Source organism: Streptomyces sp. S3(2020) (assembly GCF_013044505.1).
Classification (GTDB): Bacteria; Actinomycetota; Actinomycetes; order Streptomycetales; family Streptomycetaceae; genus Streptomyces.
Genome location: NZ_JABERD010000229.1, coordinates 1 through 14,713, shown reverse-complemented (window position 1 = coordinate 14,713; position 14,713 = coordinate 1). Strand labels below are relative to the sequence as shown.

12 protein-coding genes are annotated in these 14,713 nt (G+C 73.4%); 8 read left to right on the top strand and 4 right to left on the bottom strand.

What is annotated here, in order from left to right; genetic code table 11:
* Both HLK59_RS41705 and HLK59_RS41700 read left to right on the top strand, forming a co-directional pair.
* Nucleotides 1-1,776 (top strand): substrate-binding domain-containing protein (locus tag HLK59_RS41705; protein WP_171146873.1); only part of this gene is annotated, 1,776 nt, incomplete at its 5' end.
* Entirely contained in the window at nt 1,776-3,155 is a 1,380-nt protein-coding gene (locus tag HLK59_RS41700) for an extracellular solute-binding protein (RefSeq protein WP_171146872.1), read from the top strand. The genes HLK59_RS41705 and HLK59_RS41700, both read left to right, overlap by 1 nt.
* On the opposite strand, the gene HLK59_RS41695 is transcribed toward HLK59_RS41700, so the two are convergent.
* On the bottom strand, nt 3,144-4,385 hold the full coding sequence (locus HLK59_RS41695; protein WP_171146871.1) for an amidohydrolase: 1,242 nt from the start codon (nt 4,383-4,385) through the stop codon (nt 3,144-3,146). The two genes, HLK59_RS41700 and HLK59_RS41695, sit on opposite strands and share 12 nt — an antisense overlap.
* Before the next feature lie 96 nt (nt 4,386-4,481).
* On the opposite strand from HLK59_RS41695, the gene HLK59_RS41690 reads away from it, so the two are divergent.
* Entirely contained in the window at nt 4,482-5,063 is a 582-nt protein-coding gene (locus HLK59_RS41690) for a tellurite resistance TerB family protein (protein ID WP_171146870.1), read from the top strand.
* Nucleotides 5,064-5,135: 72 nt separating this feature from the next.
* On the opposite strand, the gene HLK59_RS41685 is transcribed toward HLK59_RS41690, so the two are convergent.
* The gene (locus HLK59_RS41685) at nt 5,136-5,990 is read right to left on the bottom strand and encodes an NPP1 family protein (protein WP_346779937.1); all 855 of its coding nucleotides are present in this window, start codon (nt 5,988-5,990) and stop codon (nt 5,136-5,138) included.
* 151 nt (nt 5,991-6,141) lie between these two features.
* Between HLK59_RS41685 and HLK59_RS41680 the strand changes: the two genes are divergently transcribed.
* Both HLK59_RS41680 and HLK59_RS41675 read left to right on the top strand, forming a co-directional pair.
* Nucleotides 6,142-9,873: a hypothetical protein gene (locus tag HLK59_RS41680; RefSeq protein WP_171146869.1), complete on the top strand. Its 3,732-nt coding sequence runs from the start codon at nt 6,142-6,144 to the stop codon at nt 9,871-9,873.
* Nucleotides 9,874-10,114: 241 nt separating this feature from the next.
* Nucleotides 10,115-10,654, top strand: coding sequence for a Uma2 family endonuclease (locus tag HLK59_RS41675; protein WP_240982947.1), 540 nt, complete (start codon nt 10,115-10,117; stop codon nt 10,652-10,654).
* A gap of 6 nt (nt 10,655-10,660) precedes the next feature.
* Here the strand turns inward: HLK59_RS41675 and HLK59_RS41670 are convergent, their stop codons facing one another.
* Nucleotides 10,661-10,825: a hypothetical protein gene (locus HLK59_RS41670; RefSeq protein ID WP_171146867.1), complete on the bottom strand. Its 165-nt coding sequence runs from the start codon at nt 10,823-10,825 to the stop codon at nt 10,661-10,663.
* 107 nt (nt 10,826-10,932) lie between these two features.
* Between HLK59_RS41670 and HLK59_RS41665 the strand changes: the two genes are divergently transcribed.
* The 3 genes from HLK59_RS41665 to HLK59_RS41655 are packed head-to-tail and all read left to right on the top strand — an operon-like array spanning nt 10,933 to nt 14,060.
* Complete coding sequence (locus HLK59_RS41665) at nt 10,933-12,276, top strand: tetratricopeptide repeat protein (RefSeq protein WP_171146866.1); 1,344 nt, start codon at nt 10,933-10,935, stop codon at nt 12,274-12,276.
* A 60-nt stretch (nt 12,277-12,336) separates the two neighbouring features.
* On the top strand, nt 12,337-13,338 hold the full coding sequence (locus HLK59_RS41660) for a permease (RefSeq protein WP_171146865.1): 1,002 nt from the start codon (nt 12,337-12,339) through the stop codon (nt 13,336-13,338).
* Nucleotides 13,335-14,060, top strand: coding sequence for a TIGR03943 family protein (locus HLK59_RS41655; protein WP_171146864.1), 726 nt, complete (start codon nt 13,335-13,337; stop codon nt 14,058-14,060). The genes HLK59_RS41660 and HLK59_RS41655 overlap by 4 nt, the downstream gene beginning before the upstream one ends.
* 13 nt (nt 14,061-14,073) lie before the next feature.
* Here HLK59_RS41655 and HLK59_RS50600 read toward each other — a convergent pair.
* Nucleotides 14,074-14,713 (bottom strand): hypothetical protein (locus tag HLK59_RS50600; RefSeq protein ID WP_206328221.1); only part of this gene is annotated, 640 nt, incomplete at its 5' end.

Sequence of the window (14,713 nt, the reverse complement as noted above, 5' to 3'; positions counted from 1 at the left end):
CCCCTGACCGCCTTCCTCGCCCTCCTCGGCACCTGGGCCGGCACGGCGACCGCCCGGCTGCGCCGCTCCCGCCTCCCCGGCCTGCTGCGCGCGGTGGGGCCCACCCGCCTCACCGCGCTGCTCGCCCTCGCCGCCGTCGGTCTCGGCTCCTACGGCATCGTCGCCCTGACCTCCGACAGCGACCCCTGCGCCCCGCCCCTGGAACTGCGTGTCCTGACCGACCCCGATCTCGCGCCGACGGTCACCGCGGCGGCCGACGCGTATCTGACCTCCGACGCCAACACCACCGGCGGCGGCTGCCGGCGCAGCGGGATCACCGTCTACAGCGCGGGGTCCGCCGACACGGTCGCCGCGCTCGGCCAGGACTCGGTGGCCTGGCAGGAACCGCGCGACGAGGAGTCCAACCCGCAGCGGGACGTCGGCCCGCAGCCGGACGTGTGGATCCCGGCCTCCCCCGCCGACGCCGCCCGGGTCACCGGTCTCCAGGACACCGACGCCGTGGCCGAACTGGAGGCCGACGAGGAGCCCTTCGCGCACTCGCCGGTCGTGCTCGCGGTACCGGACCGGATCGCCGCGAAGTCCCTGGGGGACCGGGTCGATCTCCCCCTGTCCCGGATGATCGACCATCTGCGGGTGCGGGACGAGAACGCCGCGGTACGCCGTCCCGACCCGGAGTTCGCCGACGCGGCACTGCTCGCCACGGTCGGCCTCTACGACACCGCGAACCCCGACGCGGCCGGAGCCGAGCAGAAGGTCGCCCAGCCGGGGCCGCCCGCCCCGACCGCCGCCGACCTGCTGTGCGCGCTGCCCGACGACGACGCCGTGGACAACCGTACGGCGGCCCTCGTACCGGAGTTCCTGCTGCGCAGCGGCGTCGCCTGCGAGCGGACGACCCGCACCCCGCGCACGGCCCAGTACCCGAACGACGTGCCCGGTGTGCAGCCCGTCTTCGTCCGGGTGCGCTGGGAGGGCGCCGACCGCGACGAGTCCGCGCGCGACCGGGCCGCCGGGGACTTCCGGGCGTGGCTGACCGGCGAAGAGGGGCGGGCGGTGTTCGCGGGGGACGGCTTCCGCTCCACGGGCGGGGAACTGCGAGCGCCGCTCGCCGCCGGGGTGCTGGTCGATCCGGAACCGCTCGACGAGTCCGCGGGCGGGGCCGAGATGACGGACGTCCTCGACCGGTACCGGGCCGCGCACGGCCCCGGCCGGGTCCTCTACCTCCTCGACAGCTCCGGTTCGATGGCCGGCCTGTGGGAGGGCCCGAGCGGCGGACCCGGCCTGCTGAAGCAGTCCCTGGGCGGGCTCGGCGGGGACGACGAGTACGCGGTGTGGGGTGTCTCGGGAACCTCCGGCGACCGCCCCTACGAGACCGTGCTCCCCTTCGGCCCGCACACCCGCAAGGAGGCCGAGCGCGCCGTCGACACCCGCGCCCGCGTCCGCGACGCCCAGGCCGACCCGCACGCCGCGCTGCTCGCCGCGCTCGACGAGATGGCCGAACGCGGCACCGCCGACGACCGCCCCCAGCTCATCGTCCACATCACCGACGGCGAGGACGACACCGCACTGACCGCCGGCAACCTCGACGACGTCCTGACCCGCGCCCGCTCGGCGCGTATCCCGGTCGCCACGGTCTCCCTGGACTCCGCGGGCTGCGACCGCGTCAAGCCGGCGGCCCGCATCGCCACCGCGAGCGGCGGCCGCTGCCTGGACGCCGGCGACGACCTCGGCGCGGGCCTGACCGACGAGGTGGCGCGCACCGGGACGGGGGAGGACTGATGGGCCGAGGACGCCGACTGCTCATCGCTTCCGTGCTGCTGGCCGGCACCGCCTGCACCGGCGGCTCCGGCACCCCCGCCGCGCCCTCCCCCGACGTGGCCGGCGACATCGTGGTCGCCGGGGGACGGGACGTGACCGGGCAGAACGGGATCAGGCAGCAGCTGATCGACGACTGGAACGAGCGGGAGAGGAAGGCGAACTCCGGGTACCGCGCCCGGCTCGTCGAACTGCCCGGCAGCGCCGACGAGCAGCGCAGTCAGCTGCTCGGCGCCCTCCAGTCCGGCAGCGCGGTCTACGACGTCGTCAACCTCGATGTGACCTGGGTGCCGGAGTTCGCCGCGGCCGGGCTGATCCGCCCGCTGCCCCCCAACGTGCTCGACGGCGATCACATCAAGTCCGTCGCGGACACCGCCCGTTGGGGCGACGAGGTGTACGCGGTGCCGTTCAACAGTGACGTCGGGCTCCTCTACTACCGCCGCGACCTGCTCAAGGCGGCCGGCGTCCAGCGGACCGACCTGAGCGCCGGCCTCGACTGGGGGCAGCTGGAGGACCTGATCGAGGAGATCGACGAACACCCGGCCGTGGGCGCCTACGAGAAGGGCTGGACCACCCAGCTCGCGCCCTACGAGGGCCGTACGGTCAACGCGGTCGAGGCGTTCGCGTCGGCGGCGGGGCCCTCCGCGGAGGGCTTCCACTTCACCGGCGCCGACGGCCACTACGACGCCGACGTCGCCCAGTTGACCGCCGGTGTCGCCGAACTGCGCCGCCGCACCGAGTCCCCGTACACCCTCCAGGACGCCGTCCACTCCGACGAGGCCGCCACGATGAGCGACTTCGCCGACGGCCGCACCGCGTTCCTGCGCCACTGGCCGTACGCCTACCGCACCCTCCACCAGTCCTTCGACGAGGAGCAGCTGGGCGTCGCCCCGCTCCCCGGCCGGGCGGTGCTCGGCGGCCAGAACCTCGCGGTGGCCGAGGGTTCGCAACGGGCAGGGAAGGCGACCGAACTGATCCGGTACCTCACCGGACCTGAGAGCGAACGCTGCCTGCTGGACGCGGGGTTCGCGGCGACCCGTACCTCGGCCTACGCCGACGACGGCATCGGCTGCACCCTGCACACCACGGTCCCCTCGGGCTCCCCCACCGGCGAGCGGGCCGACCGGATGCCCCGCGACAAGGCCGGCCGCCCCGCCTACGCCCGCGGCATCCTGCTCCCCGCCCTCCGGGACGCGGTCCAGCGTCCGCGCACCCCGCTCTACGGGGCCTTCACCCAGACCTTCACGGCACAGCTGGGCCCGCTCTTCGGCGACAGCCCGCCGGGGGACGCGGAGTTGGCGGCGGCGCTGGACGCGGCACTGAGGAAGGCGCTACCCGACTAGGTGACTGAGCGCGCCCGCCACCAGGGTCCGTACCCCCGGTCCCACCGCCGACAGGTCCGGCGCGAAGTACGGGCTGTGGTTGCTGGGCAGTGCGTCCAGGCGTGCCATCAGGTCGTCGCCGCCCGGCGCCGCGTCCCAGATCTCCGCCGGGGTGGTCGTCACGAACCAGTAGGAGTACGGCTGTCCGTCCGCCGCCAGCCGGGAGAAGTCCTCGCTGCCCATCGCCGGGCCGGGATCGAACACCGTGCCCTCGCCGAACACCTCGCGGTGCACGTCGGCGACCCGGCGGTCGGTCTCCGCGTCGTTCACGGTCGCCGGGAAGGACCCGCCCATCGTCACCTCCGGCTCGCGCGGGCACCCCGCGGCCAGGCACTCGCCCTCGGCGATCCGGCGGATCGCGGCGACCATCCGGTCGCGCACCGCCTCCGACTGCGTGCGCAGGTTGAGGGAGATCCGGGCGGTGGACGGGATGATGTTGGCCGCCGTGCCCGCCTCGATCCGCCCGACCGTCAGCACGGCGGACTCGCGGGGCGCCACCTCCCGGCTCACCACGGTCTGGAGCCGGGTGACGATGTACGCGGCCGTCACCACCGGATCCACGGTCGTCTCCGGCCGCGACCCGTGCCCGCCCCGCCCGTGCACCACGATGTCGACGTCGGTGGTGGCCGACAGGATCAGCCCGGGCACGTGCGGGTACAGCCCCACGGGCCCAGGCGCCGCGTGCTGCCCGAGCAGCACGTCGGGGCGCGGCACGCGCGCGTACAGCCCGTCCGCGACCATCGCCGCCGCTCCGCCGCCGGTCTCCTCGGCGGGCTGCCCGACCACCACCAGCGTCCCGGACCAGGCGTCCCGCCCCGCCGCCAGCACCTCGGCGGCGCCGGTCAGCCAGGTCATGTGCAGGTCGTGCCCGCAGGCGTGCATCACCCCGGGGGTCCCGGAGGCGTACGGCAGTCCGGTCAGCTCCTGGACCGGCAGTGCGTCCATGTCGGCGCGCAGCAGGACCACGGGCCCGTCCCCGCCCCGCAGCACCCCGGCGACTCCGGTGCCGCCGATGCCCTCGGCGGTGTCGTACCCCGCCTGCTTCAGCCGCTCGGCGAACAGGGCGGCCGTGCGGTGCTCCCGGCCGGAGAGCTCGGGGTGGCGGTGCAGGTCGCGGTAGAGGTCCTCCAGGTCCGGGACCGGGAGGTCGGCGGTGAGGTCCAGCGCGGTACGGGCGGCGGCGGAGGTCATGGGCGGCAGCGTATGCCGCGGACCGGCGTGGAACCTTTCGCGGGGCGGGGGCGTTTTCGGGGTGAGATCGCTCAGACGAGTACCGAGGTGACGGCAATGGCACTGTTCGACCGGCTCAAGGACCAGGCCAAGAGCTTGCAGCAGCAGGCACAGGGCGCCCGCGGCACCACGGGCGGCCATGGTGCGCAGGGTGGCCACGGTGCGCAGGGCGGTTCGCGCACCGGATCGTCCGGCGGGTCCCGCGCCCAGCTGGTCGGCCTGCTGAAGAACCAGCTCGGCTCGATCAAGACCGAGCTGAAGAGCGGTGCGTACCGGGACGCGAGCATGGCGATGTGCGCGCTGGTCGCGGCGGCCGACGGGCACGTGGACGCGACCGAGATGCAGCAGATGGAGCAGATGATCCTCAGCAACGAGGTGCTCCAGAACTTCCCGCCGGAGCAGCTGCGCACGCGCTTCCACAAGCATGTCGAGCAGCTGACCCGTAACTTCCCGCAGGGGAAGGCCGAGGCGATGCAGGACATCGCCAAGGCCGCCAAGAAGCCGACCGAGGCGCGGGCCGTGATCCAGACCGGCATCGTCATCGCCGGTGCCGACGGGCACTTCTCCCAGGCGGAGCAGATGGTCCTCCAGGAGGCCTGCCACGCACTGGGCCTCAACCCCGCGGAGTTCCAGCTCTGACGGACAGTGCGAAGCGGCCGCCGACGCAAAGGGGGGAGTGAGCGTCGACGGCCGCGGTACCGGGGGTGGGCGTCAGAAGGCAGGGACCGCCGAGGGCCGGGCCTTGTTGACGTTGCTGAGGAAGTTCTTGCCGATCTGGAAGTTGGCGTTGCCCCAGCTGGTGTCGTTCAGCTTGCCCTGGAGGGTGCTGTTCAGCCCGCTGAAGTTGACCAGCGCGGGCGTGTCCCAGTTGCCGCTGCCCCAGGCCACCGGCGTCTCGCCGAACTTGGCGAAGCGGAAGGCGTGGGTGCTCGGGCCGTCCTTGTGGTAGACGATCTCGACGTGGTTGCCGTTCATCGGCACCTCGTTGATCGGGTGGGTGCTGTACCCGCCGTGCCGGGAGGCGGCCAGGTAGCGCGGCTTCTCCTCGCCCTGCTTCTGGAAGACCACGACGGACTCCCAGTCGTGCCGGTGCCCGCACTCGGTGATGCCGGTGGGGTCGCACTGGTCCTTCTCGAAATACAGCGTGTAGGCGTACGCGCACCAGCCGTTCTTGCACAGCGACTGCGCGTACGTGTTCGCCTTGCCGAGGTGGTTGGTGCGGCAGCCGCCCGTCAGGGATCCGGACGGGTTGAGTCCGCCGTTGACGTTGCCGTTGGCGTCGACCGCCGCCGCTGGGAAGCAGCTGTCCGAGTCGTAGTCGAAGTACGGCATGTACTTGTTCTGGAACGTGCTGCCGCTCCACGGCAGCGGGTTCAGCACGCCGGCGTTGGCGCTGCCCGCCAGGCTGACGGCCAGGGCGGTCGCACCGCCCAGGACGGCTGTCGTCCTGCCGAGCCGGGCGATCGTGCGGTTCCTCAGGGCGTGGGCCATTGCGCTGTACTCCAGTTGCTCCAGGGGGCGTGGTGTGTGGCGCAGCGGAAAGCGGTGCGCCACACCGAGGTTCACCGTCCGGGAGTTGTTCGGCAGGTGCCCCGGATCAGAAAAATCAATTTCCCGAACCGCTGGCAGACCTTTTTGTCCAGACGTTACGTTGACGTCACTTGGGCCACGTACGAAAGCCGTACGAAAGCCACCGACGGTTACGAGGGGGCGCGCCGTGGGCCGACCCGAACGACCCGTGGACCCCGAGGCCGGTCCCGTCCCACGCCTCGCCCATGGGCTCCGCGAGCTCCGCAAGGCCGCCGGCGGTCCCTCGTACCGCACGATGGCGGACACGGCCGGCTTCTCCCCGACAACGCTGTCACAGGCGGCGGCCGGGGAGCGGCTCCCCTCGCTCGACGTCGTCCGGGGCTATGTCCGGGCCTGCGGCGGCGACCCCGGCGCGTGGGAGGCCGCCTGGAAGGAGGCCGAGGCACAGCTGTCCGGGGAGCTGCGCGAGGAGGTGGCGGACGTACCGCCGCCGTACCGGGGCCTGGCCCGGTTCGAACCCGACGACCGGCACCTCTTCTTCGGCCGGGACCGGATGGCCGAGGACCTCGGCCGCCTGGTGTGCGACCACCGTTTCGCGGTGCTGTTCGGCGCCTCCGGCAGCGGCAAGTCCTCGCTGCTGCGGGCCGGGCTCATCCCCCGGCTGCGGGCCGAGATCGCCGACCGCGACCGCCCGGCGGTGCTGCGGGTGCTGACCCCGGGCGAGCGGCCCGCCGAGCGCTACGGCCATCTGCTCACCCCCGCCGGGGACGACCCGGAGAGCTGGGTCGTGGTCGACCAGTTCGAGGAGGTCTTCACCCTCTGCCGGGACACCGCCGAGCGGGCCCGCTTCATCGACCTGCTCCTGGCCGCCCGGGAGCCCGGCAGCCGGCTGCGGGTCCTGGTCACCGTACGGGCCGACTTCTACGCCCGCTGCTCCGAGCACCGCGGCCTGGCCGACGCCCTCACCGGGGCCGGGCTGCTGCTCGGCCCGATGACGGCGGACGAGCTGCGCGAGGCCGTGGTCCGGCCGGCGCAGGCCGCCGGGCACCTGGTGGAACGGGAGCTGACCGCGCGGATCGTCGACGAGGTCCTCGACCAGCCCGGCAGCCTGCCGATGCTCTCGCACGCCCTGCTGGAGACCTGGCGAAGACGCAAGGGCCGGCTGCTCACCCTGGGCGCGTACGAGGCGGCCGGCGGGGTGCGCGGCGCGATCGCGGCGACCGCCGAGGAGGTGTACGGGCAACTGGACGCCGGGATGCGGGCGGTGGCCCGGCAGCTGCTCCTGCGGATGGTCGAGCCCGGCCAGGGCACCCCCGACACCCGTCGCCCGCTCACCCGCGCCGAACTCGACGCATGGTCCGACCCGGCCGTGCCGGAGGTCGTGGAACGCCTCGCCCGCGCCCGGCTGCTGACCGCCGACGAGGACGGCGTCCAGTTCGCCCACGAGGCCCTGATCACCTGCTGGCCCCGGCTGCACCGCTGGATCGAGGAGGACCGCGAGCGGCTGCGCCACCACCGGCACCTCACCGAGGCGGCCCGCGCCTGGCTGGAGCACGACCGCGACCCCGGCGACCTGTACCGGGGCAGCCGTCTGGAACGCGCCGAGGAGTCCTTCCAGGACCATGCGACCGACCGGGGGCTGACCGCGGCGGAACGCTCGTTCCTCGGCGCCGCCGTCGAGGCCCGCGAGACGGACCGCCGGGCGGCGGCCCGCTCCACCCGCCGCTCCCGCACCCTGCTGGCGGGCCTCTCCGCGGTCCTGGTGGTGGCGCTGGTCGCCGCCCTGTCCGCCTGGGAGCTGCGCCGGGACAACGACGACCGCCGTACCGCCGACGCGGCCCGCCGGGTCGCGGACGTGGCCGACGCCCTGCGCACCACCGACCCGCGCCTCGCCCAGCTGCTGGGCGTCGCCGCCTGGCGGGTCGACGAACTCCCCGAGACCCGCCGGGCCCTGCTCGGCTCCCTCGCCCAGCCCGAACTGGACACCTTCACCGACCCGGCCCCCGGCGAGACCCCGGCCCGCTTCCTCGCCGACTCGGGCCGCACCCTGCTCAGCGTCGAAGGCCGGACCTGGCGGCGGTGGAACGTGGCGACCCACCGGCAACTCGCCGAGGGCCGTCTCCCCGCCGCGGACCTCGTGGACGCGGCAAGTCCGGACGGCCGGGTGCTCGCGCTCTCGACGGGCGACGGCATCCGGCTGTGGGACACGGCCACCGCCCGCTGGACCGGCGGTAGCGGGCACGCGGAGGCCGCCGACGCCGTGGTGGACCTCACCGACGCGGGCTATCTGGTGAGCGGGGAGGACCGCGTGCGGTTGCGCACCGTGCAGGGCGGCCGGCTCCTCCTCGACAAGCCCTCCGGCCTCGTGACGGCGGACGCGGCCCGGGGCCCCGGGGGCGCTGCCCTGACGGCCGTCTGCCCCTCGGCCACCGCGGCACTCCAGGTGTGGGACGTGCGCGCGGGGCGGACCCTGCCCGGGGACTGGCGGGAGGCGACGGACGTCTGCGGCGACGCACGGACCCTGCCGGTGCTCGGCTCCGGACGGCTGGCCGTGGTCACCGGGAGCGGGGTCCGGGTGTGGGACCTGCGGTCGGGAGAGGAACTGGCCGACCTCACCCAGCCCGGCGTCGGGTACGCGGCCTTCAGCGAGGACGGCGACTTCCTGGCGACGGCCGACGGCACGGAGATCCAGGTCTGGCGCCTGTCGTCCCCCGACGCCCCGGTCTTCCGCCACGACCTCAACAACCAGTACCTGTACCGGGGCCTGTACTGGGACCCCGGCCGCCCGGTGCTGCGCTACCTGGAGGGCGGCACGGTCCACTCCCTGGACCTGGCGCAGGCGGTGACGTCCGCGTGGAGCGAGCGGGAGCTGGACGACGTCCTCCTCAGCCCCGACGGCCGCACCCTGGCCACGGCCGAGCGGGTGGGCGACGCCTACCGCTTCCAGGTGCGCGACACCCGGGACGGCCGTCTCGTCAGCACTCTGCCGGCGCCGCCGTTCCCGGTCTCGCGCGACCCGGAGCGGTCCGTCACCCCGTCGTACACGATGTCCCTGATGGCGTTCGGCCCCGACGGGACCACGCTGGCCTACGGGATCTCGGCGCCCGGGTACGAGGCGGCGCCGCAGCGGATCACCCTGTGGGACGTACGCAAGGGACGGGCGCGGGCAGCGGTGGACCTGGCGACCGGGGGCTCGGCCGAGCCGGTGATCGGCCTGGCGCTGAGCGCGCACGGCCGCACGCTGTACGCCGTCCGCTCGCCCCTCTCGGGCGACCTGCGCGACGAGGTGTGGGACACCGGCCGGGGCCGCCGGACGTCCACCGTGACCGGGCTGGCCAGCAGTCATCTGGCGGTCCGCCCCGACGGGCGGCTCCTGGCCGGCGACAACCGGGTGGCCCGGCTGCCCGGCGGCACGGTGAAGGGGCTGAACCTCGTCCAGGGCGACCAGATCGGCGCGCTCGCCTTCAGCGCCGACGGTGCCCTCCTCGCGGTCGGGGACCAGACCGGCCGGGTCGCCCTGTGGGACGGCCGGGTGGAGCACCGCGCGGGCGTGCTGCGGAACGTGTTCCCGGCACCCAGGGGCGACACCCCGGAGGCGGTCACGGCGCTGGCGGTGAGCCCCGACGGCACCACCCTGGCCGTGGGCGGCGACGCGGGCAGCCTCCAGCTGTGGGACGTGGCGACCCGCCGGCCCCTGGGCGGCCCGCTCACCACCCCCGGCGAACAGCTCGACTCGCTCGCTTTCAGCACGGACGGCACGACCCTCTACGCCGGTGGCGCGCACGTCCCCCTCCAGCGGTACGCCGTGGACCCGGCGCGGGCGGTCGCGAAGGTGTGCGCGCGGGCGGGAGGTTCGGGACTGTCACGCGGGCAGTGGCGGACGTACGTGGGCGATGTGCCGTACCGGGAGGTGTGCTGAGGCCGGTGGCACACACCGCGCTGACCTGCGGAAACGTAACAGCACACCTGTTCGGGTGAACGATTCCGGGTTCCCTGTACGGCGTGTCCGTCTACCCTGGGATGGTCGCGTCGAGCGAAGGAGGTCCGTCATGGCGACGGCGGAGCCGATCATCATGCCGGGGTACCAGGGCGAGGCCTTTCAGGGTCCCTTCGACGACCCTGACGGCGACAACGACGCGACCAGCGGTGTGCCCGACCACATGGGCGCGAGCGTGCAGCAGGTCTTCGAGCTCTTCAGTGCGACGGCCCCCAAGGGCTGGCGCGTGGAGCTGATCGAAGGAGAGATCTGCGTGACGCCACCGGCCAATGGGGAGCACGAGGAGATCGTGTCCGAACTCAGCGGGCAGATTCGTGACCACGACAAGGGGGTCGGTCGCTACACCGGCATCGGCCTGAACGTCCCCGCCGCCTCCGACACGGGTCACGTCGTCCCCGACCTGGTCATCGCTCCCAAGGGCAGCTTCGACGACGAGGAGGAGTGGCACGACGCCTCCCCCGTCGTCCTCGTCGCCGAGGTCACCTCCACCAGCACCGCCGAACGCGACCGCACGAAGAAGATCCACGGCTATGCCCGGGCCGGCATCCCCGTCTACCTCCTGATCGACCGCGAAGAGGCCGAGGTGACGGTCTTCGCCGAGCCGTCCGGCGACGAGTACGCCCAGGCGCACAAGCACAAGCTCGGACTCGTCGTGCCGCTCCCCGCGCCGCTCGGGTTCGAGCTCGACACGGCCGAGTTCTGACCGGCCCTATCCCCGCCGCACCTGCTCGACCTGGCTCACCTGGTCGGCCCGCTGTCCTTCCGTCGCCCGTGCCGGCCCCACGTTGGCCGCCAGGACCAGGGCCGCCACCGCGACGACCGCGGCGATGGCACTTCTCGCGAAACGCTCGGTGGTGCTGGTGCGTTCGAGCACGACGACCTCGCAGCGACTTCGACCATGTGTGTTAAGCGGGCTTAATACGCCGTTTAACCTAGGGCCCGGAGGATCCGAACGGCAAGAGGTACTAAGGGAGTTGGGCCATGGTCGAGCGTGATGATCCGGTGGTCATCGGGCGAAGGGTCCAGCAACTCCGTGTCGAACGGGGCCTCACCCAGCGGCATCTCGCCGAACCCTCCTACACCGCCGCCTACATCTCCACCCTGGAGGCGGGCCGCGTCAGACCCTCCGACCAGGCCCTGCGGCACCTCGCCGAACGGCTCGGCGTCGAGTTCGACGAACTCGCCACCGGACGGCCCGCCCATCTCGTCACCGATCTGCGGCTGCGGATCGTCGAGGCCCAGCGCACCCTGGCCACCGGCGAGGCCGCCGAGGCCGGCAGGCAGTACGCCGCCCTGCTGGCGGAGGCGGACGCCCTGCGGATCGTCGAGGTACAGGCCGCCGCCCTGCTCGGACTCGGGGAGTGCGCCGTCGAGACCGGTGAACTCGTCGAAGGCCGGGAGTACTTCGAGCGGGCCGAGCGGACACTGGCCGACGCCCCCCTCCCCGCCCGCGTCCCCGCCCTGCGGGGCCGCGCCCTGGCCCACTACCTCGCCGGTGAACTCCGTTACGCCGTCTACCTCCTGGAGTCCACCCTCGACGAGCTCAACCGCGGCGGACTGCACGACCCCGACGCGCTGCTCCTCCTCTACGCCAGCATCATCGGGCCCTACATGGACATGGGCGCCCACGCCCGGGCCGCCCAGGCCGCCGAGTTCGCGCTCGCCCTCGCCCCGCAGGCCGGCGACCCCGCCCTCGTGGCCCGCATGCACCGGTCCGTCGCCCGCACCCTCATCGCCGAGGGACGGGTCGCCGAGGCCGACGCCTCGCTCGCCAAGGCGGCCGAGCTGTACCGGCAGCTCCAGCTCCGCACCGAACTGGCCAACTGCCACTGGATGCGCGGGTACGTGTACGCGCAGAACAACGAACTGGAGCGCGCCGAGGACGAGTTGAGGCAGGCCCTCGCCATGCTCTCCGCCTCCCGCGCCGCCCTCTACAGCAGCCAGGCCGCCGTGGAGCTGGCCGACGTACTGCACCGGCGCGGCAAGTCCGACGAGGCCGCCGCCCTGCTCCAGGACGTGCTCGGGGAGCTGTCCTCGGAGCGCGGCGCCGTCCACTCCGCTGCCGCGCACCGGCTCCTCGGCATCATCGCCGAGGACGCCCGTGACCCGGAGACCGCGGAGGAGCACTACGTGCGGGCGCTGAGCCTGCTGGAGCGGGCGGGGGCCGCCGGTGACCTGGCCGACCTGTGCCGGCTGCTGGGGGACCTGCTGCGCCGGCAGGGCCGGGTGGAGGCGGCCCTGGACGCCTATCGGACGGGTCTTGGCCACCGTACGGCTCCCGGCACCACCACCCTCGGGCCCGCACCCGCACAGCCTCCTCTATGACCGTCCCGATCCTGCGCACAGGACCCACCGGTTAGCCTGCGCGGGGACGAGAGGGCAGGTGTGGAGAACCAGCGGAGTGTGACCGACGGGCTGCGGCTCGTCGTACGCGCGCTCGTGTACGCCGTGCTCGGCGGGGCCGCGCTGCTCGCCATCGCGACCGTCGTCTCCGTGCTCGGGCCCACCCTCGCCCTCGATCTCTACACCCCGCCCGTCGCCGCCTGGTGGACCGTCTTCACGGCGATCACCGTCCAGGGGGTGCCGTTCCTGCTGCTGGGGACCGTCGTCTCGGCGGCCATCGGCGCGTTCGTGCCGGAGAAGGTCTTCACCCGGCTGCTGCCCCGCAACCAGGCCCTCGCCGTACCGGTCGCCGGCGCCGCCGGGGTCGTCCTGCCCGGCTGCGAGTGCGCCTCCGTGCCCGTCGCCGGGAGCCTGATGCGCCGCGGGGTCGCCCCCGCAGCCGCCCTCGCCTTCCTCCTCTCCGCGCCCGCGATCAACCCCGTGGTGCTCGTCGCCACGTCCATCGCCTTCCCCGCCCAGCCCGAGATGGTCCTGGGCCGGCTCGTCGCCTCGCTGGCGACGGCCGTGGTGATGGGGTGGCTGTGGGCGCGGTTCGGGAAGGAGGAGTGGCTGCGGCTGCCTCAGCGGCACACGCCCGAGGCCCGCGGGCTCAAGGCCTTCGGCGCCGGGCTCCAGCACGACTTCCTGCACGCGGGCGGCTTCCTCGTGCTCGGCGCGGCGGCCGCCGCCACCTTCAACATCGTCGTACCCCGCTCCGTGCTGGACGTCTTCACCGGTTCCGCCTGGCTGTCGGTGCTGCTCCTTGCCGTCCTCGCGGTCGTGCTGTGCGTGTGCAGCGAGGCCGACGCGTTCGTCGCGGCCTCGCTGAGCGGGTTCTCGCCGACCGCGCGGCTCGCGTTCATGGTGGTGGGGCCGATGGTCGACCTGAAGCTGATCGCGTTGCAGGCGGGCACGTTCGGGCGCGGCTTCGCGGTGCGGTTCTCCGCCGTGACGTGGGTGGTGGCCGTGGTGAGCAGTGTGCTCGTGGGGTGGTGGCTGCTGTGAGGCGCTACGGTTCCGCCCTGCTGCTGGTGCTCGTCGGGGCGGCGATCCTGCGGATCTCGGCGTTCAGCCAGCTGTATCTGCGGTATGTGCAGGCGGGGCTGAGGCCGTATCTGGTGGTGTCGGGTGCGGTGCTGGTGCTGTTGGGGATGGTCATGGCGGTCGTGAGGCGTGCGGAGCACGCTGACGACGACGGCGATCACGACGATGCTCACCACGACCACGCTCACCACGGTCCCCGTGTCGCCTGGCTCCTCACCCTCCCCGCTCTCGCCCTGCTGCTCTTCCCGCCGCCCGCCCTCGGCTCCTACAGCGCCGAGCGGGAGGCGGCCCAGCGGGCGGCCCAGGGTGTCGGGACCTTTCCGGCGCTGCCCGCCGGGGACCCGGTGGAACTCGGCGTGGGGGAGTTCGCCTCGCGGGCGATCTACGACAGCGGGCGGTCGCTGAAGGGCCGTACCGTGCGGATGACCGGGTTCGTGACCCACGGCGACGACGGGACCTGGTACGTCACCCGCCTCCTCGTCTCCTGCTGCGCCGCCGACGCCACCACCAGCAAGGTCGAGATCCGCGACGCCGACCCGCTGCCCGCCGACACCTGGGTCACCGTCACCGGCACCTGGCACCCCAAGGGAAAACTCGGCACGGACGAGGCGTGGCCGCCGGTCCTGGACACGGCATCGGTGAAACAGGTGAGGCAGCCGGCGGATCCGTACGAGAAGAGGTGAAGGCGCGTGGGCGCTAGACCTCCACGCGGGCCTGTCTGCGTACGTCCGTCAGGCGTTTGGCGCCGAGTTCCGCGACCGCCTGGGTGATCTCGGCGTAGACGTCGCCGAGGCCGCCGTTGGTGAGGACGATCGTGTCGTCGCCGACGCGGACGGCGGCGAGGTCCAGGGTGAGGGTGGTCTCCTCGCCGTCCGCGCTCTCGCCGGTCAGGGTGAGCCGCAGGGCCTGGCGGGTGTCGCCGATCTCCGGCAGCGGTGCCTCGGTGACCTCGGCGTTCTGGACGGCACCGGTGACCGTGGCGGCCGTGAACCGCCCGCACTTCTTGGGCAGGCTCTTCAGCCAGGCCAGCGTCCTGTCCACGTCCGCGGGGCGGTCGGCGACGACCTGATGGTGCAGCTGGGCGTCGTTCCAGGTGTCGTCCAGGCCCGTCCGCGCCCGTACCTGGGCGTCCGCGCCGAAGAACTCCTCGGTGTAGAGGGTGTCCAGCAGCCGCTGGCACTCGGGAGCGTTCGCGGTGGCCTTGAGCAGCCCGTCCCGCCAGGTCGCGGCGCCCTCGGTCCTGTCTCTTATACCCTGCTGATGCTGCCGACGAAGCGGCTCGGGAAGACTCGGGTGGACTCCGCACCCTGCACAAAAAAAACCGAAGACAACGCAA

Bases quoted from the DNA above. Each gene is read 5' to 3' on its own strand.
- HLK59_RS41700 (WP_171146872.1), top strand. From the start codon at position 1,776: ATGGGCCGAGGACGCCGACTGCTCATCGCTTCCGTGCTGCTGGCCGGC.
- HLK59_RS41695 (WP_171146871.1), bottom strand. From the start codon at position 4,385: ATGACCTCCGCCGCCGCCCGTACCGCGCTGGACCTCACCGCCGACCTC.
- HLK59_RS41690 (WP_171146870.1), top strand. From the start codon at position 4,482: ATGGCACTGTTCGACCGGCTCAAGGACCAGGCCAAGAGCTTGCAGCAG.
- HLK59_RS41675 (WP_240982947.1), top strand. From the start codon at position 10,115: ATGGGCGCGAGCGTGCAGCAGGTCTTCGAGCTCTTCAGTGCGACGGCC.
- HLK59_RS41665 (WP_171146866.1), top strand. From the start codon at position 10,933: ATGGTCGAGCGTGATGATCCGGTGGTCATCGGGCGAAGGGTCCAGCAA.